Origin of the sequence: Vitreoscilla filiformis, from assembly GCF_002222655.1 — a bacterium.
Taxonomy (GTDB): Bacteria; Pseudomonadota; Gammaproteobacteria; order Burkholderiales; family Burkholderiaceae_C; genus Ideonella; species Ideonella filiformis.
The window spans coordinates 1434380-1459722 of the sequence record NZ_CP022423.1 but is presented as its reverse complement, the minus strand read 5'-3'; the positions used below and the strand labels follow the sequence as shown (position 1 = coordinate 1459722).

The following is a 25343-nucleotide window of genomic DNA, read 5'->3' as shown; positions in this document are numbered from 1 at the left end:
GCGCGTGAATTTGACCGATGCAAACCCATCTCGCTCCTGAATTTGCCGGCACGCCCGAGGGCGAGGCCGCCGAAGCCATCCTGCGCAAGTGCGTTCACTGCGGTTTCTGCACCGCCACCTGCCCGACCTACCAGTTGCTGGGCGATGAGTTGGACAGCCCACGCGGTCGCATCTACCTCATCAAGCAGATGCTCGAAGGCGCCCCGGTGACGAGCACCACGCAAACCCACCTGGATCGCTGCCTGACCTGCCGCAACTGCGAAACCACCTGCCCCAGCGGCGTCCAATATGGCCAGTTGGTGGACATTGGCCGGCGTTTGGTGGAAGCCAAGGTGCCACGCTCCAACAAAGAGCGCACCGTGCGCTGGCTGCTCAAAGAAGGGCTGACCTCCAAAGCGTTCAAGCCGGCGATGACGGTGGGGCGCAGCGTGCGCAGCCTGCTCCCCGAAGCGCTGCGCGACAAGGTACCTGCCCAGGCGGAAAAAGTCCCCGCCCAGCGCTGGCCCCAACGTGCCCATGCCCGCAAAGTGCTGATGCTGGCCGGTTGCGTACAACCCACGCTGATGCCCAACATCAACGTCGCCACGGCGCGGGTGTTGGATGCCGCCGGGATTCAAACCGTGATCGCCGCTTCCGCTGGTTGTTGCGGCGCCCTGCGCAGCCATCTGGCCGACCACGAAGGCGGCTTGGCCGACATGCGGCGCAACATCGACGCTTGGTGGCCGCACATTGAGGCTGCATCGGGAGCGGCGGTGGAGGCCATCGTCATGAACGCCAGCGCGTGCGGCGTGACCGTGAAAGAGTACGGCCTGCACCTGGCCCACGATGCCCGTTACGCCGACAAAGCCCGCCGGGTGAGCGAGTTGGCGCGGGATGTGTCCGAGCTGCTGCCCGATGTGGTGGCGGTGCTGGGCCCGCTGCTGGCCACCGCCCGCGATGAGGACGACGAGCCCATCCCCCTGGCCTACCACCCACCTTGCACGCTGCAACACGGGCAGAAGCTGCGCGGCCAAGTCGAAAAGCACCTGGGCGAATTGGGCTTTGCCGTGCGCACCGCGCCGGTGGACGCGCACCTGTGCTGCGGTTCAGCGGGCACGTATTCTGTGTTGCAGCCCGAGCTGGCCGGCCAACTGCGTGACCGCAAGTTGGCGAGTTTGCAAGACGTGCCGGGCGCCGTGCTGGTGTCCGCCAACATCGGCTGCATTCAGCATTTGCAGGGGGGCAGTGGGCGCCCGGTCAAGCACTGGATTGAGGTGTTGGATGAGGCCGTTTCCGCCGCCCTCAAGCGCTGACCCACCGGGTGGCCTCACCCGGGGCCACCTCAGAGCTTGATCATCACGTTCTTCAGCTCGGTGTAGAACTCCAGCGAATGCACGCCGCCTTCGCGACCAATGCCGGAGGCCTTGGCGCCGCCGAAGGCGGTGCGCAAATCCCGCAGGAACCACGAGTTGATCCACACCAGCCCCACGTCGATGGCCGAGGCCATGCGGTGGGCGGTGCCCAGATCCTGCGTCCACACCGTGGTGGCCAGGCCGTAATCGGTGGCGTTGGCCAGGGCCACGGCTTCTTCTTCCGTGTCGAACGGGGCGATGTGGCAGCACGGGCCGAAAATTTCTTCGCGGATCACGCTGGCGGTTTCCGGCAGGCCCGTCCAAATCGTCGGCTGGACGAAATGGCCGTTGGCAAACTCACCCGGCATCTCCGGCACGCCGCCGCCCGTCACCACGGTGGCGCCTTCGGCCTGGGCCTTGGCGTAGTAACTCAACACCTTGGCTTTGTGCTCGGCGGAAATCAGCGGCCCCAGGCCCACGCCCGGTTCGTGGCTCGGGCCGACCTTGAGCGCCTCGGCCTTGGCTTTCAGCGCGGCGACGAACTTGTCGAAAATCGGGCGCTGCACATAGACGCGCTCGGTACCCAGGCAGACCTGGCCGCAGTTTTCAAACGCGCTGCGGGTGATGCCGGCCACGGCTTTCTCAAAATCCGCATCGGCAAACACCACGCCGGCGTTCTTGCCGCCCAACTCAAAACTCACCGGGCGCACGCCCTTGGCGGCAGCGGCCATGATGGCCTCGCCGGTGCGGGTTTCACCCGTGAAGGTGATGCCGTTCACGCCGGGGTTCTTGGTGAGGAATTCCCCCGCCGAATTCGGGCCGAAGCCATGCACCACTTGATAAACGCCCTTGGGGATGCCCACGGTGTTCATCACCTCGCCCAGCAGCGTGGCGGTGGCCGGGGTTTCTTCCGACGGCTTGACGATGACCACGTTGCCGCACGCCAGCGCCGGGCCGACCTTCCAGGTCATCAGCAACAGCGGCAGGTTCCACGGGCAGATCACGCCGACCACGCCCAGCGGCGAGCGGGCCGCATAGCTGATGGCCGTGCCACCATCGGGCGTCGTCATTTGGAAGCTCTCGGTGGGCACGTTTTTGACGATGTCCGCAAAGATCTTGAAGTTGGCGGCACCGCGTGGAATATCGATGTGGCTGGCCAGCGAGCGCGGCTTGCCGGTGTCGGCCAACTCAGCTTCGAGGAACTCGTCGAAGCGGCGGTTGATCTCGTCGGCCACGGCGTGCAGCAGCTCGGCGCGGCGCACCACGCTCATCTTGCCCCATTCGCCTTTGAGCGCGGCGCGGCCAGCAGCCACAGCCGCATCCACCTCGGCCTGGCCGGCTTCGTGAACCTGGCCGATGACTTGGTTGTTCACCGGCGCACGCTTCTCGAACGTCTTGCCGGTGGCGACGAACTCGCCGTTGATGAAGTTGAGGAACTGTTTCATGGTGTTCAAAGAGGTTGTGAAAACTTGAGGGGTGAGGGCTACGCCAAACCGATGGCTCGCAGCCCGGCCAGCGCGCACAACTCGTCCTGCTCCGCCGACCCACCCGACACGCCAATGCCGCCGATGCGCTGCCCGTTCTCCACCACCGGCAGCCCGCCGCCAAACAACACCAAGCGCGCCCGCTGGTTCAGGCCGATGCGCAACAACTCGTCTTGCCCGAGGACGCTGCCCCATTGCGAGGTCGGAAAACCAAAACTGGCCGCTGTGTAAGCCTTGTCGATGGCGATGTCGATGGAATGCAAAAAGGCGCCGGGCATGCGCAAGAACGCCATCAGCACGCCCGACGCATCGGTGACGGCGACGTTGATGCGTATGCCCAGCGCCTCGGCATGTGCCACCGCTGCCTGGGTGGCAGCGGCGGCAGCCTCGGAGGTGATGACGTGCATCACGGTCGAAGAGGCTGCCTGGCCCATCAGGTCACCACCGTCAGGAAGCGTTCGTTGAGCTTGCGGTCGTGATAGAACACGCCAGCACCGACTTCATCCCACGTCCAGGTGGTTGGGTGCATGTCGGGGTAGAAGTCGTAGCCGCCGCAGAAGGTTTCCAGGCGGTTGCCAGACGGGTCGAAGAAATAGATCGTCGTGCCGCGTGTCACGCCGTGGCGGGTCGGGCCGATGTCGATGGAGACGCGGTTCATCGACATGATGTCCGCCGCACGCAGCACCTGCTCCCAGCTTTGCAGCAGGAAACTCACATGGTGCAGCTTGCCCGGCTCGCCGTGGCGCACCATGGCGATGTCGTGCGCCTTGGCCGAGCAGGTCAGCCAGGTGGCCAGGTCGGTGGTGCCGTCTTCGAGCTTGACGCGCTCCACCAGCGTGAAGCCCAGCACTTCCTCGAACAGCTTCTTGTTGGCGTCGATGTCCGGGCCGTAGATCAGGCAGTGATCCATGCGAATCGGGTTGATGCCCTTGGTGTCCGGCAGCCAAGCTTCGGGATTGGTGTAGCCCAGGCCGTTGCCCACGTCGGTCTTTTCGGCGTACAGCTCGATGACGTGTTCGGTCGGCAGTTTGAAGCGCACGCGCTCGCCGGTTTCCAGCATTTCACCGGCAGGCACGCGCTCGGTGGTCACGCCGAAATCTTTCAGCTTGCCTTCCAGCTCGTCCAGGGTGGCGTTGTTCAGCACCTTGAAGGCGAAGCAATCCAGGCCAGCGGTGTCGGCTTTGCGGATGATGAAGCTGTTGTGGTCGCGCTCGTCGTGCGTCTTGAAGTAGACACGGCCCGACGCATCGCGGCCCGTTTCCTTCAGGCCCATCACGTCGGTGTAGAACTTCACCGATTCGTCCAAATCCAGCACGCGCAGCACTGCGTGGCCGGGGCGCAAAACGCCAGTCATTGCCATGTTGTTGTCTCCGTAGGTCGTTGGTCGTCAGGTTGAGCAGGGGGAAGCAAGTGCGCCAGCCGGCTCAACAACGCGGCAGACGCTTTTTTTCATCTTTCCAATCACCTTGATTTGCAAGTCGCTGCGCGGGCGCACCCGGCAGGCCAGCACGCGGCGACAGGCTTCGTCGTCCTCGCTGACGTGCTCGCGGCTCATCACGCGGGCGGCGTAGTCGCCATCGACCACTTCCACCTTGCACACCCCGCAGCCGCCGTTGCGACAGCCCACGGGAATGCCCTTGCGCCCGAGGTTTTCCATGCCGGTGAGCACGCTGTCGCGCTCGTCGCAGCGGTAGGTTTCGCCCGTGTCTTGGATTTGCACTTGGAATTTCATGCTCGTGTCTCCTGAGGCCGGGGCGTTCTTGTGTGCGCTCCGTGACCCTGTGGCCCGCGACGATAGGCAGCGCGTGCCATACTGTCCAATACTGAAAATTGCGGCTTTGATACCTTCAAGGTATTCGCTTGAGCCAGGGCAAAAAGGCCCGAACCCGGAGTTCCACCATGGATCTGCGCCACATGCGCTACTTCCTCGCGCTCGCTGAAGAGCGCAACTTTGGCCGCGCTGCCGAGCGCCTGCACATGGCGCAGCCGCCGCTCACGCGCCAAATCCGCGCATTGGAGGAGGAGCTGGGCACGCTGCTGTTCATCCGCACCACCAAGGGCGTGGAGCTGACCGAAGCCGGCCAAGCCCTGCTGGACGAAGTGCCCAACCTGCTCAGCCTGGCGCAGCGCGCCAAGGAACGCACCCAACGCGCCGGGCAGGGCCTCACCGGTCGGCTGGACGTGGCCACGTTTGGTTCGGGCATCCTGGATGCGATTCCGCGTGTGCTGGCACGTTTTCACCGCGAGCGGCCCGAGGTGAAAATCGTGCTGCACAACCTCACCAAAGCCGAACAGCTCGACGCGCTGCGCGAGCGCCGCATCACCGTTGGCTTCAACCGGCTGGTGCCGCCGCAGGATGACTTGTGCGTCGAACAGGTGATGCGTGAGCCGATGATGGTCGGCTTGCCGGTGCGCCATCCGCTGGCACAAAAGACCGCCATCACCATCCGCGATCTGGACGACGTGCCGCTCATCCTCTACCCCAACATTCCCATGCGCGGGCTGGCGGAAGAAGTGATGGCGGCGTTTCGCCAAGAAGGCGCGTTGCTGCGCGTCGAACAGCAGGTCGAAGACGTGCTGACGTGCATTGCCTTGGTGGCTTCGGGTTTTGGGCTGTGCATCACCACCGCCTCGACGGCCAGTTTGCAATTGCCCGGCGTGACTTACCGACCACTGCAAAGCCGCCATCTGCGCGAGGTGGAGCTGAGTTGCCTCTACCGCCGCGCCGACCCGTCGCCCGTGCTTGCCGCTTTCCTGGCGGTGGTGCGGGGCTTTGCGGCAGAACACGGCCAACCTCCACTCACAGGCGCTTGAACAGCGGGCTGCGGGTGAGCTGCTGGCTCGCATCCGCCGCTGAGAGGAATTTCTCGGTGTAGATGTCGCGCTCGAACAGCCGGCCTTGCATCAGCGTGGCGATGCAGGCTTCGATCATCACCGGCGGGCCGCACAGGTAGGCTTTGCGGCCCCGGAAGTCATTGTTGAAATGCGCTTTGGCGGCGTCGTGAACGAAGCCGCGTGCGCCCGTCCAGCCGGAATCGTCCGGCTCGTTGGACAGCACCGGCACATAACTGAAGTGCGCGTGCTGCGCGGCCAGTTCCACGAACAAACCGTGGTCGTACAGCTCGGCTTGGTTGCGGGCGCCGTAGACCAGCGTCATCGGCTGGGTGGAACCTTCGGCCAGCAAATCCAAGATCATGGATTTCGGGCTCGACAAACCGGAGCCACCCGCCAAGAACAGCGACGGCGAATCCGCCGACTTGCGCACGAAGAAGCGCCCATACGGCCCGGCCAGTTTCACCCGGTCGCCCTTCTTCAACGCTTGGTGAACCCAGGTCGTGGCCTGGCCGCCGGGCACGTAGCGGATGTTCAGCTCCACCTCGCCCGCTTGCTGCGGCGCATTGGCCAGCGAGAAAGCGCGTGAGCCCGAGCCGTCCGGCAGCATCAGGTTGACGTACTGGCCGGCCTGGAAGTCCATCGGCTCGTCCAGCTCAACCCACACGCCCTTGATGGTGGGCGTGAGGTCTTCAATGCGGCTGACGGTGCCGGCAAAGTCCCGCACCGGCAGGTTGCGGGCGTCGGGGTCTTCGTCGATGTCGGCTTCGATCACCACATCGCTTTGCGGGCGGGCGCAGCAGGCCAGGCATTTGCCCTCCTCGCGCTCGTAGTCCATCAGGGCGAAGTTGGAGGCTTCGCCGTGATCGACTTCGCCATCCACCACCGTCACTTTGCAGGTGGCGCACAAGCCGTGGCAGCAGGCATGAGGCAGGTAGAAGCCGGCGCGCAGGGCGGCATCGAGCAGCGTTTGCCCGTCTTCCACGTCGATGGTTTGGCCCAGCGGCTCGATGGTGAGTTGGTACGACATCTCAAAAACCCCTCACCCGTTTCAGGACGCGCTGCCCTGGATGCCGTTCAAGCCCGGCGTGCGGAAGCGGATCGCATCCTTGTGCCCCAGCCCGTTTTCGGCCAGCGACTTGGCAAAGTCCGGCGTGAACGGCTCACCCGCAGCGGTGCCGTTGCTGCGCAGCCATTGCACTTGGCGCCAGTCGATCTGCTTGAACTCCGGGTGGTACCCGAAGGCGCCGGGCAGCACCTGCTCCACCAACGCGCCGAACGGCATCGAGGGCGGCAGCGGGAAGCAGAACGGGGCGCAGAACAGCAAGTGCTGATCCCAACCGACGTAAATCAGTTGGGCGCCGTGGAACTTATCCAGGCTGTCGGCGGGCGGAAAGTCGTATGCCTTGATGGCGGCGACGGTCATGGTCGTTGTCTCCTTGGCTCAGGTTCGGGCGGTCAGGTGTTCGACGTGGCTTGGCCGCGCCAAGCTGCGAAGTTCTTCTGGTCTTCCGAGCCTTCGAAATCCATGTTGTCCCGGCCCATTTGCACGTTGTAGTAATCGAGCACGGCGGGCAGCGGCTGGAAGCCCTCGGCGGTCGGATCGACGCCCGGGTTGAAGCAGTTGCCTTGGTAGATCTGATGCACCGGCAGCCAGCTTTGTTGGTACTTCTCCGGCTCGTGATCGAAGATGTCCTTGCAGCCGTCCGAGCAGAAGTGGAACTTCATGCCGTGGTAGGTGGACTCGCGGTAGCAGATCTGCGTCGGGTCGTCCGGCTCGGTGAAGATCATCGGGATCTGGCAGGTCTGGCACAGCATCGGCAGCGTGGTGTTGTAGTGCCGATTGCCCTTGGCCGCTTCGTCGCGCCAGTGCTCGAAACGCGGGCGGTAATACTTGTCGAAGCTGTTCGGGTACTTGGCCGAAAGCCAGTCCATTTCCTCTGCCGAAGGCATCCAGCCGTGGAAGTTGGAAGCGGCCGAGTATTGGTAGAACGTCGCCCAGGCTTGGTGCGAGATGTGATCCTTGTCCTTCTCGATCTGGTCCAGCCACTTCGGCGGGCGGATGCCGTAACGCTCCAGATCCTTGAACAGCGCGCCGCCGTTCTGCTCGAAGTACACCTCCCAGGCTTCCTTCCAGCTCATCACGCGCTTGGGCAGCATGTAGTCCATCATCATGCCGACCAGGGTCAGCACGCGATAACCGCGCCACGTCCACTTGTCGATCCAGCGCTGCACGATGGGCAGGTTGTCCGGGTCTTGCTCCAGGATGAACTTGATGACTTCCAGGCCCAGCGTCATGTGACGCGCTTCATCGGATTGCGCCGAGAAGCCGAAGGTCATCGCGCCCATGTCGCCGTTGTAGGCCGCACCCGAGACGAAGGGCACGAACAGCAGGTTCGTCAGCACATACTCGAACGAGAAGCCGATGGCCACCATGAATTCGAACGGCCCGGCAGTGACAGCGTCGTCGAAGAACGAACGCGGCACGCTCATGTACCAGACACGTTGCAGCATCTGCGGGAAGCTGTGCAGCCCGTTGTAATACTTGTTGTAGTTCGACATCGAGTGGATCTGCGTCTGCGAGTGACGGATCTCATCGAGCGACTGCATCAAGCACGCCACGCGGGTGCCCACCCCCGGGAATTGGCGGCCCACATGGGCAAAACCCCGGTGCGCCATGTATTCCAGCGGGCTGATGCCGTTCAAGAACAGCTTCAGGGTGTTGATGTAACGCGCATCGGTCAAGCCCAGGTGGCCGTTGTTCTGGGCGAAGGCATCGATGATGGCGTAGAGCTTCTTTTCCTTCTCGGCCTGGTACTTCCAGTAGGCGTCCATCGTCAGACGGAACGGGTCTTCCCACTTGTTCCAGTCGTGGATCTTGATGCCTTCGTATTCCACGTACGGGAACACCTTTTCCTTCGGTTGGTAGGTGGTTTCCCAGTCGAGGTCACGCGTCATCAGCGCGTAGCGTTCTTTCAGGCTGAGCTTTTTCTTGGCGACGTTCATGTCCATGAGCGTTGTCTCCAGTGTGTGCAGGGCGTGTGCGGTGCTTGGGGTGGCGGCGTGGGCGTCTGCGGGCGGCGCCGTTAAGCGCGGCCCCAGCTCAGCGTGAACTCGTCGTCGGTCTCGTCGATGTGACCGGTCAGGGTGATGAGGCTCAGGTGCAGCTCTTGCAGATCGAAGTCCCGGCCCAGCCGCTCGGACACCGATTCGCGCTTCAGCGTGAGCGAGTTCTCGGCGTTGATCTTCACCATCGCCGGCTGTTCTTCGAGGGTGGCGTGGGGGTTGTCGGCCAACAGGGCCTCGACGATGGCGCGGCTGTCATCCGTCAGTTGCAGCGCCAGAAAAACTTTGGACATGCGGGTGTCTCCAGGTGTTTTTGTAGGGGGATGCGCGGGGTGGCTCAGAGCACCAAGCCGGCCTTGGTGGCGCGGGCCTTGAATTGGCGGGTCACGTCGTCCAGCGCGGCTTCGGCCTTGTCGCCCAAAGCGTGCTGCGCCAGCGGCGTGATGGCTTCCAGCGCACGGGCCAGCCAGGCCGCCGTCCACTCGCCCAACTTGGCTTTGTTTTCCGGCGATTCCGCCGCCGCCACCTTGATCTGGGCATCGACCCACTTGGCGGTTTCGGTGTGCCAATCGCCCATGAACTGGGTCAGCATCGACACCGCCGCGCCGCCTTGGCTCACCAGCACGTCATCGACGATGGTTTGGTAGACCAGCGGATACAGCACGCCGTCCAGCACCAGGTTTTGCGCCACGAACAGTTCGAACCAGTCTTGCTGCACAAAGCAGTCCTCGACGTAGCGGCGCAGGCCCTGCCACTTCGGGTCGTCCATCCACTGCGCCTTGGCGGTTTGCAGCGCCTCGGTGTCCGCCAGCGCCAAACCGATGCGGGTGAGGTACTGCGCAATGCCCAGGTGATCCATCGCCTGATAAATGTGCGGCTGGGTGATGGCGGTGCCATAGCCATAGGCGCAGATATAGGCGTTGTTCATGTTGCCGCCCCAGGCCAGGTGGCGCAGCGGCAGCAGCACGTCCAGCGCCAGCTGGCGCGTGGCATCCGGCAGGCCAGCGGCCAAGCCACGCGACTCGACGAAATCGAAGTTCGATTCGGTGTTTTCCTGCTGGCGGGCGCGGGCCTGGGTGTAGGTGCCGTAATAGAACTGGCGCGGATCCTTCAGCGCGTACCAGTCCTTCATGACAATGGCGGTGCGGCGCGGGTCAAAAATCTCGTGCTCTGGATCCCACGTCGGGCGGTAGTGGAAATTCTCGGTCGCCTGAATGTCGAAGGTGCCTTCTTGGTAGCGCGTGGCGGGCTTGTCGCCGCCGATGCGCTTGGCCACATGGGTGAAGGTGTGGCGCAGCGGCTTGATGCTGACGGTGCGCAGGTCGATGGTGCTCATCCGGGGTGTCTCCTCTTGGTGGAATGGGGCGGCGGGTCAGGTGCGGCGCAGGGCGTCGTGCAGCGTCCACGTCCAGGCGTGGTCGGCGGCGCTGTCGTCGGGTGCGAGCGGGGGCGGCACCAGCCACACGGGCTGCACGCCCTGCGCGGCACAAAAATCTTCGAAGGCCGCACGCGGCAGCAGCATCTCGACGAACAACTCCGGCTCGCCCACTGCGAACTCGAACTCGACCAGCCCATCGGCACGCTGCTCGACAACGCGGATGAACTTCTGGCGGGGATCAAAGGCAGGCAGGGAGGTCATGGCAGCACGGACAGCAAATGTCCGAACCAGATTGCAAAGCCCAGACCCAATGCCCCAAAAACGGCAAAAATCTCGATATTTCCAGGGTAAACACCGAGAAAAATGGGCTTAACCGGGTGCGGTCGCCTCGCCCTACGGGGTGGTTTTGGGCCCACACAACCCCGGTTTTGATCTTTTGATCACCTGTTCAGCGAGGAGAATTGATCATTTGGTGAAATGAATGGAAAAACCCTGATCCCATCGGATGAAACGGCGCTAGCCACACGTCAGAGGATCACGGTCAAATATCGAGATTGAGCGCCGGCCCACCGGCGCCGCTGGAGACTCGCCCCGATGTTCGACATTCCCAAGTACCCGCCCGACGGCGACTTGCGCCGCTTGCTGCGCTTTGCCCCCGAAGAGGGCTCGATCTGGCTCGGCGAGCGCCGCATGCTGCTGCTGCACACCGCCGCGCTGGCGGGGCTGCGCCAAGACCTGATCGATTCCGCTGGCCCCGAACACGCCCGGCGCGTGCTCACGCGCATGGGCTACGCCAGCGGCATGCGCGACGCCGAGTTCGCCAAAAAATGCCGCCCGGGGCGCGACTTGCGCGAGAGCTTTCTCGTCGGCCCCCAGTTGCACATGCTGGAGGGGGCAGCGCGGGTCACGCCGATTCAGATGGAATTTGACGTGGCCAGCGGCCATTGCAGTGGCGAATTCCGCTGGGACCATTCTTGGGAAGCCCACGCCCACCAACAGGCCTACGGCCAGGCGCACGAACCCTGCTGCTGGATCCTCACCGGCTACGCTTGCGGTTACACCTCGGCGTTCATGGGCCGCATGATTTTGTTCAAGGAGGTGCAGTGCGCCGCCTGCGGCCATGACCATTGTTTGATCGTCGGGCGCCCGATCGAGGCGTGGCCGGACGGGGAAGAGCATCGGGTGTATTTCGAGCCCGACGCGCTGCTGGATCGCATCGACGCCCTGAGCCAACAAGTCGAAGCCCTGCGCTCCAGCCTCACGGTGCCGGACAACCCCGGGCGCGAAATGATCGGCCAATCCCCGGCGTTTCGCCGCGCCGGCGATCTGCTGCAACGCGCGGCGGGGACGCAAGTCACCGTGCTGCTGACCGGGGAAACCGGCGTGGGCAAGGAGCGTTTCGCCCGCAGCCTGCACGAGCAAAGCCAACGTCGCCACGGCCCGTTTGTGGCGGTGAACTGCGCTGCCTTGCCAGCGGAGTTGATCGAAGCCGAGCTGTTCGGCGTGGAGCGCGGCGCCTACACCGGGGCGCACGCAGCCCGCGCCGGACGCTTCGAGCGGGCCGACCAAGGCACGCTGTTCCTCGACGAAATCGGCGACTTGCCCCTGCCCCTGCAAGCCAAACTGCTGCGCGCCCTGCAAGAAGGCGAAATTGAGCGTTTGGGCAGCGACACCCCGCGCAAAGTGAACGTGCGCTTGGTGGCCGCCACCAACGTCGATCTGGATGCCGCTGTGCGCGAAGGGCGCTTTCGGCGTGATTTGCTGTACCGCCTCAACGTCTACCCCATCCGCCTGCCGCCGCTGCGTGAGCGCGCCGGCGATGTGATGCTGCTGGCCCAGCACCTGCTCCAGCGCTTCGGCGCTTTACACGGCAAGCGCCTGGCCGGTTTCAGCGACCGCGCCCAGCGCGCCCTGGCCGAACACGATTGGCCAGGCAACGTGCGCGAGCTGGAAAATTTGGTCGAACGCGGGGTGATCTTGGCGGCTCAAGGCGAGTCGGTTGAGGTGGAGCACCTGTTCGCCCAGCGTCCGGCCAGCGACGCCGCTTGTGCCGCCACCGGCTTGAATCGACACGGCCAACTCGCCCCCGTGGCCGAGCCGCCGCTGCCCTCAGAACTGTGCGAACAGTTGCTGGCGCAAGGCGTGTCCTTGGAGATGCTGGAACAGCAGTTGCTAGAGCAGGCCGTACGCCGCGCCAAAGGCAACCTGTCGGCAGCGGCCCGCAGCTTGGGGCTGACGCGGCCCCAGTTGGCGTATCGTTTGCGTCACGCCCCCACGGCGACCCCTTCGTCCACCGACCCATGAACACGCTGGCCGCCACCGAATCCACCTCCCCGCGCACCCAGGTGGAGCGCGCTTACCTCGCGCTGCGTCAAGACATCGTCCAGGGAGATTTGCCGCCGGGTGAAAAACTGCGTGTCGAACACCTGAAAGACCGCTACGAAGTGGGCGCCGGCACGCTGCGCGAGGCGCTGTCGCTGCTGGTGTCGGACGCGCTGGTGACGGCGGAAGGGCAGCGTGGTTTTCGCGTCGCCACAGCCTCCTTGGCCGATCTGGAAGATGTGACCCGGCTGCGCGTGATGCTGGAAACCGAGGCCCTGCGCCAATCGATCCGGCTGGGCACCGCCGCGTGGGCGCACGACCTCACGCGGGCTTACGAGGCACTGGCGACAGTGGAGCGACACCATCCCCGCCCTTATCCGCCGGAGTGGGAAACGCTGAACCAGCATTTCCATGCGGCGCTGATCGCCGCCGATCCGTCGAACTGGACGCGGCATTTTCTGGACATCCTTTACCGCCACGCTGCCCGTTATCGCTACGTGGCGTTGCGCTTGGCCCATGTGCCCCATCCGCCACGGGATGTGTCCGCCGAGCACGAGGCGCTTTACCACGCCGCCGTGCAACGCCGCGAAGCCCGCGCCGCGCTGGTGTTGGAAGACCATGTGCGTGCCACGCTGGATGTGTTGCGCACCAGCGGGCACTTCACACCGTGATCAGAACGGGAACACCGCCTTAAGCCACAGCGCCCGCCCCTGGGCGCGGTTCTCGACGCCGGTTTCCTTCTGCCACTTGGCGGTGACGAACCAGCCTTGGCCGCTGTCGTACTTCACCGATGGGCCGAAGGCCAGGGCCTTGCCGCGTGAGTTGGCCACATCGGCCCCCGCGACGTTGTCGTCAGTCATCTGGCGGTAGTAGTAGCCGCCCACACCGGCTGTCCAGCCCGAACCCAGGCCCCAGCCGAGCGAGTAGTCGAAGTGGAATTCGCGGCCAGAGCGGTAATCCGTGTCCTTGTTGCGGCTGTTGATGAGGTAGCCGAATTTCGCGTCCGCATTGAACCCACCCGGATCGACCCAGCTCACGGCCAACACCGGTTCAAACGAACGGTAGTTGCGCCCGATGTTGGCTTGATCGCCCTGGGTGTAGCCGCCGGTCGGCAAAATCACATCCAGCGCCACGATGCTGTGCAAGTTGGCGCTGTGGTGAAACCCGACGCCGGCGCCCACCGTGATGTCACCCACGCCGGTTTTGTTCTGACTCACCCCGGCGACTTTCACATCCAAATCCACCAGCGGGACGATGGAGTGCAGCACCACATCCCCGCCGCCCAGCTTGGCCCCCGTGACCCACACGGGCCGCAGGGCGATCACATTGGCGGTCACCTTGAAATCGGGGACGTGCAGGTTGTTGCCCTGCGCATCGTTGACACGATCGGCGCTGTAGGACTCGCCATACACGATGCCGTACACCCCCGGCGGCGGCAGTGCGCCGGCCATGAAGTTTTCAACGCCGTGCGGGTAAATCGAGCCGCCGCCCTCGGTGGCAGAAGCGTTCAGGCAGGCCGAAGCCGCCAGGGCCACGGTGGCCCAGCGAAAAATCGCGGTCATGGGGTTGTCTCCATTGGATGAAAGGGCGCCATCTGGGGGCGCCTCTCGGGTGGTGGGGCGCTGTGGTGTCAGCGCCCCAGGTCTTTGGCGGTTTGGCCGCCGATGCCCCAGTTTTCTTTGGGCATGTCGTGAATCCAAACGCGCACGTTTTGCTGCGGCGCACCGAGTGCCTCCACCAACGCGGCGGTGACCTTTTCGATCACCGCGCGTTTTTGCTCCTCGGTGCGACCTTCCAGCAAATAAATTTGGGCGAAAGGCATGGCCGTGCTCCTTGCGTGATCAGACCAACAAACCGCGTTCACGCGCCATCGTCATGGCGGTGTCTTCGATCATGTCTTCTTGGCCGCCGACCATCTTCTTGCGGCCCAGCTCCACCAGGATGTCTCGCGCCGACAGCCCATACTTGGCCGCCGCCCGCTTGGCGAACAGCAAGAAGCTGCCATACACGCCGGCGTAACCCAGGGTGAGCGCGTCGCGGTCGATGCGGATCGGAAAATCCATGATCGGGAAGACGAGGTCTTCGGCCACGTCTTGGATCTTCCACACGTCCACGCCGGTTTCGATGCCCATGCGGTCGCACACGGCGACGAGCACTTCCATCGGCGTGTTGCCCGCGCCCGCGCCCAGGCCGGCGGCGGCGGCGTCAATGCGCGTGGCACCGCACTCGATGGCGGCGATGCTGTTGGCAATGCCCATTGCCAGGTTGTGGTGGCCGTGGAAACCCAGCTCGGTTTCCGGGTTCAGGGCTTGGCGCACGGCGGTCAGGCGTTCTTTCACGCCATCGGGCAGCAGGTAGCCCGCCGAATCGGTGACGTAGATGCAATTCGCGCCGTAGCTTTCCATCAGCTTGGCTTGTTTCACCAAGCCTTCGGCGCTGTTCATGTGGGCCATCATGAGGAAGCCCACGGTGTCCATGCCGAGCTTGCGGGCGAAGGTGATGTGCTGTTCGCTCACATCCGCTTCGGTGCAATGCGTGGCCACGCGGATGGTGTTCACACCCAGTTCCCGCGCCATCTTCAGGTGATCGACGGTGCCGATGCCCGGCAGCAGCAGCGCCGACACTTTGGCCTGCTTCATCAGCGGAATCACCGTGCCGAGGTATTCCTCATCGGTGTGCGCCGGAAAGCCGTAGTTCACCGACGAGCCGCCCAAGCCATCGCCGTGGGTGACCTCAATCAGCGGCACGCCGGCAGCGTCCAGCCCGCAGGCGATGGTTTTCATCTGCTCCAGCGTCATCAAGTGGCGCTTGGGGTGCATGCCGTCCCGCAGGGTCATGTCGTGGACGGTGATCTTCTTGCCTTGCAGAGTCATGGTGTTTTTTCCGTGTGGGGGTGCGGTGTGCCCCCTCTCCCCCGGCCCCTCTCCCGCGAGGGGAGAGGGGAGCCCTACAGGGGCGGTGCCTTCAAGCCCCTCTCCCCTTGCGGGAGAGGGGTTGGGGAGAGGGGGGGAATAGCGCCAACAAGTTAGAACGTAAGACGCCCGGCGAGCATCTCTTCGGCAAACATCTCGGCGGTGCGGCAGGCGGCGGCGGTCATGATGTCCAGGTTGCCGGCGTACTTGGGCAGGTAGTCGCCCAGGCCCTCCACCTCCATGAAGACGGAGACGCGGTTACCGTCAAACACCGGCCCGTTCACCAAGCGATAACCCGGCACGTACTTCTGCACGTCCTTGATCATGGCGTGGACGCTGGCGGTGATGGCGTCCCGATCCGGCTCGGTTTCGGTGAGGCAATGCACCGTGTCCCGCATGATGAGCGGCGGCTCGGCGGGGTTGATGATGATGATGGCCTTGCCCTTCTTGGCGCCGCCCACCTTTTCCACCGCGCCTGCTGTGGTGCGGGTGAACTCGTCGATGTTCTTGCGCGTGCCGGGGCCGACCGAGCGTGACGACACCGTCGCCACGATCTCGCCATACGCCACCGGCTGCACGCGGCTGACCGCGTTCACCATCGGGATGGTGGCTTGGCCGCCGCAGGTCACCATGTTGACGTTCATTTCACGCTGGCCGACGTGTTGCAGCAGGTTGACCGGCGGCACGCAGTACGGGCCGATGGCGGCGGGCGTGAGGTCGATCATCAGTGCGCCTTGCTCGTTCACCTTGCGCGAGTTTTCCGCGTGAACGTAGGCCGAAGTGGCATCGAACACGATCTGCACGCCATCGGCCTTCATGTGCGGCACCAGGCCATCGACGCCTTCCGCCGTGGTCTTGATGCCCATTTCGCGGGCACGCTTCAGGCCGTCGGATTCCGGGTCGATGCCCACCATCCACACCGGTTCCAACACCGGGCTGCGCTTGAGTTTGGCCAGCAGATCGGTGCCGATGTTGCCGGGCCCGATCAGGGCACACTTGATTTTTTCGCTCATGGGGTCGTGTCTCCGTTGCAAAGTCAGATCAGGCTGCGCACCACGCCGCCATCGGCGCGCAGGGCGGCGCCGGTGGTGGCCGCCGCCAGCGGGCTGCACACATAGGCCACCAGCGCGGCCACTTCGGTCGGCTGGATGAAGCGCTGGATGAGGGACGTGGGGCGGGCGTGGGCGAAGAAGTCGCGGGCGGCTTCGTCAAAGGTTTGGCCGTTGGTTCGCGCCAAGGTGGCGAAAAATTCGCCGGCGCCTTCGGTGAGCGTCGGGCCGGGCAGCACGCTGTTCACCGTCACCCCCGTGCCGGCGCAGGTTTCCGCCAAGCCGCGTGCGATGGACAGTTGCGCCGATTTCGTCATGCCGTAATGCACCATCTCCGCCGGCGGGCAGATGCCCGATTCGCTGGAGATGAACACCACGCGGCCCCAGTTGCGTGCCTTCATACCCGGCAGCAGCGCACGCGTCAGGCGCACGCCGCTCATGACGTTCACGTCAAAGAAGCGCTGCCATTCCGCATCCTCGATTTGCTCGAAGGGCTGCGGGTTGAAGATGCCGAGGTTGTTCACCAGGATGTCGGCCTCCGGGCAGGCGGCCACCAGCGCGGCCACGCCTTCGGCGCTGGCCAAGTCGGCGGCCACGCCGTGAATCGTCGCCTCGGGGAATTCGGCTTGCAGTTGGGTGACGGCAGCCACCACGCGCTCTGGGCTGCGCCCGTTGAGCGTGACGTGGGCGCCTTCCGCCGCCAGCACCTTGGCGATGGCGTAACCGATGCCAGCGGTGGATCCCGTGACCAGCGCGAGCTTGCCTTGGAGTTGCAGGTTCATGGGTGTGTTGTGGGCCGGTTAGGGGGCAGAAACAGGTGTCGGGTAGAGCCAGGGTTTGAGCCAGGCGGTCAGGCGCGGGGCCACCACCCAGGTCATCAACACCACCACCAGCGCGGTGAGCACCATCACACGCGGCAGCAGCGGCCACGGCGCCAACAGTTCGCCCAGCAGCAGGAACAGCGCGAACACCGTGGGGCAGATGCCTAGCCACGTCACCACCGCCACCTTCCAGCGCGGCGGCGGGGTTTGCGACGGGCCTTTGGCCCCCAGCGGTTCAGCAAACCAGTGACCCAGGCCGGTGAGTTGGCGCACTTGCTGTTCGCCCTCGGTGTGCGGCGCGACAGCGGCCAAACCCAGCGCCCGCGCCGGCGAGGCTTGCCAGGCTTGCAGGTGCTCGGGTGTGTCGAAAGCGAAGATGACGTGCCACAGATCGGGCTCGCCCGTGCCGTCGCCGCCCTCGGTGCCCTCGCCGGGGCGGATGAGGTGGCCGCCCAAATGGCCCGGGAAACCGGCGGCGGCTTCGATCATCCGGCCCATCGTTTGCTCGAAGGCTGGGGCGTGGCCGGGCTTGACGCGCCGCGTCACCAGCACGGTGACGGGGTTGCGCAGCGCAGCGGTGGCGGGTGCGCTCATGCCGCGCTCCGGGCGACATCCGCCACATCGGCTTCAGCGAAAAAATCAGCCAGCAGGCGGGTGAAGCGGGCGCTGTGCTCGATCTGCGTCCAGTGGCCGCACTGGCCGAACACATGCAATTGGCTCTTGGCGATCCAGTCCGCCAGCGTGAGCGAGTTCTGCAAGGGGATGATGCGATCCTCGCGGCCGTGGATCACCAGCGTTTCGTGCGGCAGGGCGCGGATGTCGCTTTCGGCACTGCACATCGCGTCCACCCAGCGCTGGCGCGGGGCGGGGAACATGGCGGCAAACGCTTCTTGGTAGCCCGGCTGGATGCTGGCGCGCCAACGCAGCTCGGCCAATTCATCGTTCACCAAGCCCCGGTCGTAGGCGAACAAGTCGAGCAGGCCGCGCATGGCTTCGATGGACGGCTCGTAGCCCCACACCGCATCCAGCCCCGGCGTGATCGTGAACGGCACGCCCACGCTGCCCATCAACACCAGCCGGCGCACGCGCTGCGGAGCGCGAATCGCCGTGGCCAGCGCCAAAGCGCCGCCGAACGAGTTGCCCACCAAATCCACCTGCGGCAGATTCAAAGCGTCCAGCAGATCCAGCGTTTGCTGCACCCAGGTGGCCATGCTGTAGCGGATGCCTGCGGGGCGTTCGGTGTCACCAAAGCCCACCATGTCCGGCGCCAGCACGCGGCGCTGTTGCGCCAGGTGCGGCATCACCAGCCGCCAGTTGGCCCAGGCGCTGACGCCGGGGCCGGAGCCGTGCAGCATCAACACCGGCACGGGGGCGACCTCGGTGCAGCGGCCTTGGTCGTGCGTCAGCGTCAAAAAGCCGCCGGTTGGCACACGGCGCGGCGAAGGAAACGGCGCAACAGGCGCCCCCGCCGGGCTGGCCGGCGCGGTGGACACGCAAGCAGTCATGGCCAGCCTCGATGGTCAGACGAAACGCATGGACACGCTGCCCAGATCCTGGAAGCGCACGTTCACGCTGTCCCCAGCGGCCACGGCGATGGCTTCGGTCACGCCACCGGTCATGATGAAGGTGCCGGCCGGGATTTCCTGGCCGCGTGCGCCCAGGTGATTCGCCATCATCGCCACGGCAGCGGCGGGGTGGCCGAGCACGGCAGCGCCAGCGGCCATCGCCACGATCTGACCGTTCTTTTCCAGCACCACGCCCAGCGTGCGCAAGTCCAGCGCCTCGACGTTGCGCGGGCGCCCGCCGATGACGAAGCGGCTGGCCGAGGTGTTGTCGGCAATCACGCTCTTCAGGTCGAACTTGAAGTCGCGGTAACGGCTGTCGATGATTTCCACTGCGGGCAGCACGAAATCAATTGCCGCCATCACGGTGCCGACGTGGCAACCCGGCCCCTTCAACGGCGCCTTGGTGACGATGCAAATTTCGGCCTCCACCTTGGGGTGGATCAGCTCGGAGGTCTTGATCTCACCGCCATCCGGGCGGGCCATGTAGTCGGAGACGAAACCGAAGCACGGCGTTTCCACACCCATTTGCTTCATCTTGGCAAACGAGGTCAGGCCGGCTTTCAAGCCCACCGTCTTGTTGCCCCGCGCTTCCTTGCGGCGGCGGATTTCGTCTTGAATCGCGTAGGCGTCTTCCCAATCCATCTGCGGGAAGTCGTCGGTGATTTTGGTGATGTCGCGGGCTTCCAGCTCGGCGGATTCCACATGGGCGGCGAGCTGTTCAATCGTGGCGCGGTCGAGTTGCATGCTGCGGTTCTCCCTGTGGGTCAGATGAAGCGCACCGAAGTGCTGCCCAGGCCGCCCACCGAACAGGTGAGGCTGTCGCCTGCCTTCACGGCCACGAGGGGCGATTGCGAACCCGACAAAATCAGGTCGCCCGCCTTCAAGCTGATGCCCAAACGCCCGAGCGTGTTGGCCAGCCACGCCACGGCGTTCACCGGCGAGCCTTGCACCGAGGCACCGCAGGAGGTGCTGATGATCTCGCCGTTCTTTTCCAGCACCATGCCGGCCAGGGCCAGATCGAGGTCACGCGGGCTGCGGCGGGTGCCGCCGAGCGTGAGCACGCCGCAGGAGGCGTTGTCCGCCACGGTGTCTTGAATCTTGATCTTCCAATCGCGGATGCGGCTGTCCACGATCTCGAAGCAGGGCATGACGCAATCGGTGGCGCGCAGCACGTCGGCAGCGGTGACGCCGGGGCCGGTCAAATCCTTGTTCAGGATGAAGGCCACTTCGGCTTCGGCCTTGGGGGCGATGAGTTTGCTCATGTCCACCGGCTCGCCTTCGTTGAACACCATGCCGGAGAGCAGGTGGCCGAAGTCCGGCTGATTGACGCCCAGCATGTCCATCACCACCTTGCTGGTGACGCCGATCTTCTTGCCGATGACCACTTCGCCCGCGTCCAAGCGGCGCTGGATCATGCGCAACTGGATTTGGTAGGCGTCTTCAATGGTGATGTCGGCCTCACGGTTGGTGAGCGGCTCGACGGTGCTGCGGCTGAGGAGGGCCTGGTACAGCTCGTCTCCGTAGTGCTGGATCTTGTGCGCGTCCATGGAATTCCTGCAAAACCTGGGGAGGTGGGAACAACTGGACGGGACGATAGGGGCGGGTGGCGATACTGTCCAATACCGAATAGAGTCGATTCAATACCTTTTTGGTATTCAGTAAAGCGCAGTAACGCAAGGGCGATGGCCGCGCGTCACCTGTCTGCCTACGGATGGTTGTTCAGCCAAGTTTGCACATGCCTGAGCAAGTGCTGCGCGGCAGCCAAGCAGGCTGCGGCGGCGGATTCGGGCACCAAGTCGCCCGAGTAGTCACTCAGGTTGCGTTGTTTGCGCAATGCATCCAGCACGATGACCTGGCTCATGGGCAGCCCAACGGTCAGTGGCAAGGTCTGAATGGCCGTTTGGTGGTGCCCTGGTTTGCTGGTGAGTGTGCGGTAGCCGTTGGCATTGAGCGCCACCATCGCCAGTTGCATGATGGCTTTGTAAGCCGCATCAAAGCGGTTTTCGGCACTGAGAGCGGCCAATTGGGCGTCGGTGATGTTGCGCTGGGCAGCGGCCAACAGTTTGGCAATTTGGCCTTTGTCCGGCGGCAAGGCCTCCAGCGTTCTACCGAGCAAGTTGTGCAAGGTCATCGGCGGTTCCGATCAGAAAGAGTTGGGGTTTGGCCAGCACGTCGCGGATGAAGGGCTCGTCCTGCGCGCGGAGGGCAACCCATTCGTCGGGCGTGAAAATTTTGGGGTTGATCTCGCGCCCCAACTCCAACTGCACCGGGTACAACAGTTCCACCACTTGGATGAAGCTGGGCGTGCCGATGAGCATCACGTCCACGTCACTGCCGGCGGTTTCTCGGCCTTGTGCGACGGAGCCGAACACAAAAGCCACGCGCACTTGTTCCGCCACGGGTTGCAAGGCCAGGCGCAGGGCTTGGGCCACGCCGGTGGTTTTGCGCAGCAGGGAGGCCAACTCCGGGTAGATGAGGCACTGCGTCTGGGCGCTGTAAACCTGCTGGTTACCGCGCTGTTGGCGGCGCAGCAGCCCGGCTTCGGCCAGCCGCACCAGCTCACGGGTGACGGTGCCGGGGGACAGCCCCGTGCGCCGCGCCACCTCACGACCGTGCAGGGCTTCTTCGGGGTGAAGCAGCAGCAGGGCCAGCACTTGCAGTCGGTACTCTGGCAGGAGCAGGGAAAGAAGAGGGTGATTCATTTTTGGCGACGATTGTTGCAAAAAATGAATCACTTGTGTCAAACGGTGGGCCACGCTCAATCCGCCGGCACCGGCAAGCCGGGGCACTGTTCCATGTAGGGAAATCGGGAGAAATCCACTCGCGCCAACAACGCTTCGGCACCCTCTCCCACCAAACCCGCCAGCAAGGGCCGCGCTTCCTCGGCGCCGAAATCCGTCAGCTGCGCCGGCGGCATCGTGCCCCCGGTGACGTAGCGGAACGCGAGAGCAGCGGTCGTCATGGCGCAAGCCGTTCAGTTCAGAGCACGCAATTCAAGTACATGCCGTAGCGCGGGCAGCAAGGCAGCACACGCCACCCTCACCGCTTCTTCTGCGGCCGCTTCCACCCCGCCAGCGACACCTGCTTGGCCCGCGCCACCGTGAGCTGATCCGGCGGCGTGTTCTTGGCGATGGTGGAACCACCGCCGATCGTGCCGCCGTCGCCCAGCGTCACCGGGGCGATGAGCACGCAGTTGCTGCCCACATGCACATCGTGGCCGATCACGGTGCGGTGTTTGTTCGCGCCGTCATAGTTGGCCGTGATGCTGCCCGCGCCGAAGTTCACGCGCTCGCCCACCGTCGCATCGCCCAGGTAAGCCAAGTGGTTCGCCTTGGCCCCGTCCGCCAGGGTTGAGTTTTTCACTTCGACGAAGTTACCGATGTGAACCTCGGCGCCCAACTGCGCCCCGGGCCGCAAACGCGCATACGGGCCGATCAGCGAGCCCGCGCCCACGCTCACCCCGTCTTTGTCCCCATCGATGTGGCAAAACGGGTGAATCACCACACCCTCGGCGATCACCGCGTTGCGCAGCACGCAGTGGGCACCGATCTTCACGCCATCACCCAACGTCACCGCGCCTTCAAACACGCAATTGACGTCGATCTCCACATCCTGCCCACAGGTGAGCGTGCCGCGCAGATCGAAACGCGCCGGGTCGGCCAACCGCACGCCCGCGTTCATCAGCGCCTCGGCTTGGCGACGTTGGAAACGCCGCTCCAAATCCGCCAACTGCGCCGGGCTGTTCACGCCCAGCACTTCCACTTCGTCGGCGGCTTGCGTCGCCACCACGGGCACCCCTTCGGCGGCGGCCATGGCGACGATGTCGGTGAGGTAGTACTCCCCCTGGGCGTTCTGGTTGTTCAGCGCCATCACCCATTTTTGAAGCAACGCCGTCGGCGCGGCCATCATGCCGGTGTAGACCTCGCGGATGGCGCGCTGCTCGGCGCTGGCGTCTTTGTGCTCCACGATGGCCAACACGCGCTCGCCCGACGCCTCCCGCACGATGCGACCGTAGCCCGTGGCATCCTGAAGCACCACCGTCAGCAGCGCCAGGCGCTCGCCACCGCAAGCAGCGGCCAACGCGGCGGCGGTGGCCGGTTCGATCAACGGCACATCGCCATTGAGGATGAGGGTGGTGGCGTGAGCCGTGTCCAACGCCGGCACGGTTTGCTGCACGGCGTGGCCGGTGCCCAACTGCGGCTCTTGGCGCACGCAGGTGGCCGCCGCGCCGACATGCGCTTCCACCTGTTCGGCCCCGTGGCCCGTGACCACCAAGGTGCGCTGCGCACCCAACTCCGCCGCCCGGCCCAGCACATGGCTCAACAACGAGCGCCCGGCCAGCTTGTGCAACACCTTGGGCAAAGCCGAGCGCATCCGCGTGCCCTTGCCCGCTGCCATGATCACCACATTCAACGCCATCTCACGCTCTCCCAACATCAATCGCGCACCAAGCGCACGGTCTGCACGGCGGGGGTGCCGCAGTCGTCTTCGTCGTCCTCATCGAAGGCTTTGTCGCCCATCGGATCGGGCTTGCCGGTGGCCTTGATCTCGGTGAACGGGAACAGGCTGCGATCCATCATGTGCGACAGGGTGATGTTGCCCATCGCGGTGAACATGTTGTCGATGCGGCCCGGGTACTGCTTGTCCCACTCGCGGATCATTTTCTTGGTGAGCACGCGCTGGAGGTTTTCCTGGCTGCCGCACAGGCTGCACGGGATGATGGGGAACTCGCGGTGCGCGGCCCATTTCTCCAAATCCGGTTCGGCGACATAGGCCAAGGGGCGAATCACCACGAATTCGCCGTTGTCACTCACCAGCTTGGGCGGCATGCCCTTCATGCGCGAGCCGAAGAACATGTTCATCAGCAGCGTCACCACCATGTCATCGCGGTGATGGCCCAGGGCGATCTTGGTACACCCTAGCTCACGCGCCACACGGTAGAGGATGCCCCGGCGCAGCCGCGAGCACAGGCTGCACATCGTCTTGCCCTCGGGGATGTGCTTTTTGACGATGGTGTAGGTGTCTTGCGTCTCGATGTGGAACGGAATGCCCAAACCTTTCAGGTAGTTGGGCAGCACATCGGCAGGGAAACCGGGTTGTTTCTGATCCAGGTTCACGGCCACGATCTCGAACTGGATCGGGGCGCGCTTTTGCAGGTTCAGCAGGATGTCGAGCATCGAATAGCTGTCTTTGCCACCGGAGAGGCAGACCATGACCTTGTCGCCCGCTTCAATCATGTTGAAGTCGGCGATGGCCTGGCCCACTTGGCGGTGCAGACGCTTGCTCAGTTTGTTGGCTTCGTACGCGGCCCGCTTGGCGGCGCGTTGGGCTTCGGCCTCGGCTTCGGACAGGGGAGCGGCAGAGGTATCGGGGGCAGCGGTGTTCATGGCGAGGTCGGGCAATCGTCGGAGCGGTCAGAGCGGCGGGACAGCACTTCCACGGTGACGCCGTCGCAATCCGGGAAGATGTTCGGTTTGGTGACGCGCACCATCGCCACGTCCACGCCCGGCAGCGCCAGCAGGCGTTGGGCGATGCGGCCAGTGAGCGTCTCCAGCATGTTGATGTGGCCGCTTTCGGCCTCTTGTTTGGCGATTTCGCGCATGGCGCGGTAGTCCAGCACCTCGTCCACCTCGTCGGCGGAGGGAATGTCGGGCACGCCGTGCATTTCCACGCGCATCGAGATCAGCACTTGCTGGCGCGAGCGCAATTCATAGTCGAGGATGCCGACGCTGGCGTGAACGCGCAGGCGCTCCAAATAAAGGGTTCTCATGTCGGGGCAAGCAACAGCTAGGCGGACTGGAAGGCGAAATCCCGGGCAGCCGGGGCCAGGTGGCTGCCCGCATCCACCACCAGCACATGGCCGGTGACGCTGCGGGCGCGCAGCAAGTAGGCCACAGCCTCGGCGATGTCGTCGGGGTGAACCCCGTGGCCCAAGGGCGTGGCCGCTTGCAAGCGGGCGAGCTGGGCCGGGTCGATCTGATCGCTGGTGAGCGTCAGCCCCGGCGCCACGCCGACCACGCGCACACGCGGCGCCAGCGCCTGGGCCAGCAAGCGGGTGGCCTCCAACAGCGCAGCTTTGCTGAGGGTGTAGGCGAAGTGATCCGGGTTCGGGTTGTAGAGCTTTTGATCCAGCAGATTGACGACACAGCCTGGCGCCGCGCCGCGTGCCTCCAAATGCGCCGCCAGCGCCTGCGCCAACAGCAGCGGCGCGGCGGTGTTGGGGCGCCAATGGCGTTCCAAACTGGCGGGCGTGCTGCTGCGCGCATCGTCGTACTCGAACAGGCTGGCGTTGTTCACCACCGCATCGACGCGCCCGAGCTGCGCCACGGCAGCGGGCAGCAAAGCGCGGGTGGCGGCTTCGTCGGCCAGATCGGCGCACAGCACGGCGGTGCGGGCACCCCGGGCGTGCAGTTCGGCGGACGTGGCGTCGGCCTCGGTGGTGGAACGGTGGCAGTGGATCGCCACATCCCAGCCCTGCGCCGCCAGGTGCAAACTGATATGACGGCCCAGGCGCTTGGCCGCGCCCGTCACCAACACCACGGGGCGCGAAGCGTTCAAAGCGGACGCAACCATGAAACCTACA

Annotated in this window: 30 protein-coding genes; 4 read left to right on the top strand and 26 right to left on the bottom strand. The window is 64.7% G+C overall.

Features of this window, described 5'->3' with window-relative positions; translation table 11 throughout:
* Positions 1-17 precede the first annotated feature (17 nt).
* Positions 18-1292, top strand: coding sequence for a glycolate oxidase subunit GlcF (gene glcF, locus VITFI_RS06915; RefSeq protein ID WP_089416356.1), 1275 nt, complete (start codon positions 18-20; stop codon positions 1290-1292).
* A 29-nt stretch (positions 1293-1321) separates the two neighbouring features.
* Here the strand turns inward: glcF and VITFI_RS06910 are convergent, their stop codons facing one another.
* Genes VITFI_RS06910 through VITFI_RS06895 form a run of 4 tightly spaced genes read right to left on the bottom strand, consistent with a single transcriptional unit; the run spans position 1322 to position 4547 of the window.
* Complete coding sequence (locus VITFI_RS06910; protein WP_089416355.1) at positions 1322-2776, bottom strand: 2-hydroxymuconic semialdehyde dehydrogenase; 1455 nt, start codon at positions 2774-2776, stop codon at positions 1322-1324.
* Between the two features lie 38 nt (positions 2777-2814).
* Positions 2815-3249, bottom strand: a complete 435-nt coding sequence (locus VITFI_RS06905; RefSeq protein ID WP_232476679.1) for a GlcG/HbpS family heme-binding protein — start codon at positions 3247-3249, stop codon at positions 2815-2817.
* Positions 3249-4175, bottom strand: a complete 927-nt coding sequence (locus VITFI_RS06900; RefSeq protein ID WP_089416354.1) for a catechol 2,3-dioxygenase — start codon at positions 4173-4175, stop codon at positions 3249-3251. The genes VITFI_RS06905 and VITFI_RS06900 overlap by 1 nt, the downstream gene beginning before the upstream one ends.
* 27 nt (positions 4176-4202) lie before the next feature.
* On the bottom strand, positions 4203-4547 hold the full coding sequence (locus VITFI_RS06895; protein ID WP_089416353.1) for a 2Fe-2S iron-sulfur cluster binding domain-containing protein: 345 nt from the start codon (positions 4545-4547) through the stop codon (positions 4203-4205).
* A gap of 167 nt (positions 4548-4714) precedes the next feature.
* Between VITFI_RS06895 and VITFI_RS06890 the strand changes: the two genes are divergently transcribed.
* Positions 4715-5629: a LysR substrate-binding domain-containing protein gene (locus VITFI_RS06890; protein ID WP_089416352.1), complete on the top strand. Its 915-nt coding sequence runs from the start codon at positions 4715-4717 to the stop codon at positions 5627-5629.
* Here the strand turns inward: VITFI_RS06890 and VITFI_RS06885 are convergent.
* The 6 genes from VITFI_RS06885 to VITFI_RS06860 all read right to left on the bottom strand — a co-directional run bounded on the left by VITFI_RS06885 (position 5616) and on the right by VITFI_RS06860 (position 10352).
* Complete coding sequence (locus VITFI_RS06885) at positions 5616-6677, bottom strand: NADH:ubiquinone reductase (Na(+)-transporting) subunit F (RefSeq protein ID WP_089416351.1); 1062 nt, start codon at positions 6675-6677, stop codon at positions 5616-5618. The two genes, VITFI_RS06890 and VITFI_RS06885, sit on opposite strands and share 14 nt — an antisense overlap.
* 21 nt (positions 6678-6698) lie before the next feature.
* The gene (locus tag VITFI_RS06880) at positions 6699-7073 is read right to left on the bottom strand and encodes a phenol hydroxylase subunit P4 (RefSeq protein ID WP_089416350.1); all 375 of its coding nucleotides are present in this window, start codon (positions 7071-7073) and stop codon (positions 6699-6701) included.
* Positions 7074-7105: 32 nt separating this feature from the next.
* Positions 7106-8659, bottom strand: a complete 1554-nt coding sequence (locus tag VITFI_RS06875; protein ID WP_089416349.1) for an aromatic/alkene/methane monooxygenase hydroxylase/oxygenase subunit alpha — start codon at positions 8657-8659, stop codon at positions 7106-7108.
* A gap of 74 nt (positions 8660-8733) precedes the next feature.
* Positions 8734-9006, bottom strand: coding sequence for an MmoB/DmpM family protein (locus VITFI_RS06870; RefSeq protein ID WP_089416348.1), 273 nt, complete (start codon positions 9004-9006; stop codon positions 8734-8736).
* 44 nt (positions 9007-9050) lie between these two features.
* Complete coding sequence (locus VITFI_RS06865; protein ID WP_089416347.1) at positions 9051-10049, bottom strand: aromatic/alkene monooxygenase hydroxylase subunit beta; 999 nt, start codon at positions 10047-10049, stop codon at positions 9051-9053.
* 36 nt (positions 10050-10085) lie between these two features.
* Complete coding sequence (locus tag VITFI_RS06860; RefSeq protein WP_089416346.1) at positions 10086-10352, bottom strand: phenol hydroxylase subunit; 267 nt, start codon at positions 10350-10352, stop codon at positions 10086-10088.
* A 333-nt stretch (positions 10353-10685) separates the two neighbouring features.
* Here VITFI_RS06860 and VITFI_RS06855 point away from each other — a divergent pair, with 333 nt between their 5' ends.
* Together VITFI_RS06855 and VITFI_RS06850 are read left to right on the top strand one after the other, a co-directional pair.
* A complete protein-coding gene (locus VITFI_RS06855) occupies positions 10686-12395 on the top strand; it encodes a sigma-54-dependent Fis family transcriptional regulator (RefSeq protein WP_089416345.1) in 1710 nt (569 codons plus the stop codon).
* Positions 12392-13084: a GntR family transcriptional regulator gene (locus VITFI_RS06850; RefSeq protein ID WP_089416344.1), complete on the top strand. Its 693-nt coding sequence runs from the start codon at positions 12392-12394 to the stop codon at positions 13082-13084. The genes VITFI_RS06855 and VITFI_RS06850 overlap by 4 nt, the downstream gene beginning before the upstream one ends.
* On the opposite strand, the gene VITFI_RS06845 is transcribed toward VITFI_RS06850, so the two are convergent.
* From VITFI_RS06845 to VITFI_RS06770, 16 genes are all read right to left on the bottom strand, one after another.
* Positions 13085-13975 (bottom strand): SphA family protein, encoded by an 891-nt coding sequence (locus VITFI_RS06845; RefSeq protein ID WP_089416343.1) that lies wholly within the window; start codon positions 13973-13975, stop codon positions 13085-13087.
* A gap of 68 nt (positions 13976-14043) precedes the next feature.
* Positions 14044-14277, bottom strand: coding sequence for a 2-hydroxymuconate tautomerase (locus VITFI_RS06840; protein ID WP_269768746.1), 234 nt, complete (start codon positions 14275-14277; stop codon positions 14044-14046).
* Positions 14255-15286, bottom strand: coding sequence for a 4-hydroxy-2-oxovalerate aldolase (dmpG, locus tag VITFI_RS06835; RefSeq protein WP_089416341.1), 1032 nt, complete (start codon positions 15284-15286; stop codon positions 14255-14257). The genes VITFI_RS06840 and dmpG overlap by 23 nt, the downstream gene beginning before the upstream one ends.
* 152 nt (positions 15287-15438) lie before the next feature.
* The gene (locus VITFI_RS06830) at positions 15439-16338 is read right to left on the bottom strand and encodes an acetaldehyde dehydrogenase (acetylating) (RefSeq protein WP_089416340.1); all 900 of its coding nucleotides are present in this window, start codon (positions 16336-16338) and stop codon (positions 15439-15441) included.
* A gap of 23 nt (positions 16339-16361) precedes the next feature.
* Positions 16362-17156: an SDR family NAD(P)-dependent oxidoreductase gene (locus VITFI_RS06825; RefSeq protein WP_089416339.1), complete on the bottom strand. Its 795-nt coding sequence runs from the start codon at positions 17154-17156 to the stop codon at positions 16362-16364.
* Positions 17157-17174: 18 nt separating this feature from the next.
* Complete coding sequence (locus VITFI_RS06820; RefSeq protein ID WP_089416338.1) at positions 17175-17789, bottom strand: antibiotic biosynthesis monooxygenase; 615 nt, start codon at positions 17787-17789, stop codon at positions 17175-17177.
* Positions 17786-18700: an alpha/beta fold hydrolase gene (locus VITFI_RS06815; protein ID WP_089416337.1), complete on the bottom strand. Its 915-nt coding sequence runs from the start codon at positions 18698-18700 to the stop codon at positions 17786-17788. Before VITFI_RS06815 ends, VITFI_RS06820 begins: the two co-directional genes overlap by 4 nt.
* A 15-nt stretch (positions 18701-18715) precedes the next feature.
* A complete protein-coding gene (gene dmpH, locus VITFI_RS06810) occupies positions 18716-19504 on the bottom strand; it encodes a 2-oxo-3-hexenedioate decarboxylase (RefSeq protein ID WP_089416336.1) in 789 nt (262 codons plus the stop codon).
* A gap of 20 nt (positions 19505-19524) precedes the next feature.
* Entirely contained in the window at positions 19525-20307 is a 783-nt protein-coding gene (gene dmpE, locus VITFI_RS06805; protein WP_089416335.1) for a 2-oxopent-4-enoate hydratase, read from the bottom strand.
* Between the two features lie 158 nt (positions 20308-20465).
* Positions 20466-20891, bottom strand: a complete 426-nt coding sequence (locus VITFI_RS06800) for a DNA-binding protein (RefSeq protein WP_089416334.1) — start codon at positions 20889-20891, stop codon at positions 20466-20468.
* Positions 20866-21462, bottom strand: a complete 597-nt coding sequence (locus VITFI_RS06795; RefSeq protein ID WP_089418008.1) for a MarR family transcriptional regulator — start codon at positions 21460-21462, stop codon at positions 20866-20868. Before VITFI_RS06795 ends, VITFI_RS06800 begins: the two co-directional genes overlap by 26 nt.
* A gap of 56 nt (positions 21463-21518) precedes the next feature.
* A complete protein-coding gene (locus tag VITFI_RS06790; protein WP_089416333.1) occupies positions 21519-21722 on the bottom strand; it encodes a hypothetical protein in 204 nt (67 codons plus the stop codon).
* 77 nt (positions 21723-21799) lie between these two features.
* Positions 21800-23197: a bifunctional UDP-N-acetylglucosamine diphosphorylase/glucosamine-1-phosphate N-acetyltransferase GlmU gene (gene glmU, locus VITFI_RS06785; RefSeq protein WP_232476678.1), complete on the bottom strand. Its 1398-nt coding sequence runs from the start codon at positions 23195-23197 to the stop codon at positions 21800-21802.
* A complete protein-coding gene (gene ttcA / locus VITFI_RS06780) occupies positions 23197-24147 on the bottom strand; it encodes a tRNA 2-thiocytidine(32) synthetase TtcA (RefSeq protein WP_089418006.1) in 951 nt (316 codons plus the stop codon). Before ttcA ends, glmU begins: the two co-directional genes overlap by 1 nt.
* Complete coding sequence (locus tag VITFI_RS06775) at positions 24144-24530, bottom strand: dihydroneopterin aldolase (RefSeq protein WP_089416332.1); 387 nt, start codon at positions 24528-24530, stop codon at positions 24144-24146. The genes ttcA and VITFI_RS06775 overlap by 4 nt, the downstream gene beginning before the upstream one ends.
* 17 nt (positions 24531-24547) lie before the next feature.
* A complete protein-coding gene (locus VITFI_RS06770) occupies positions 24548-25333 on the bottom strand; it encodes an SDR family oxidoreductase (protein ID WP_089416331.1) in 786 nt (261 codons plus the stop codon).
* Between the last annotated feature and the right edge of the window lie 10 nt (positions 25334-25343).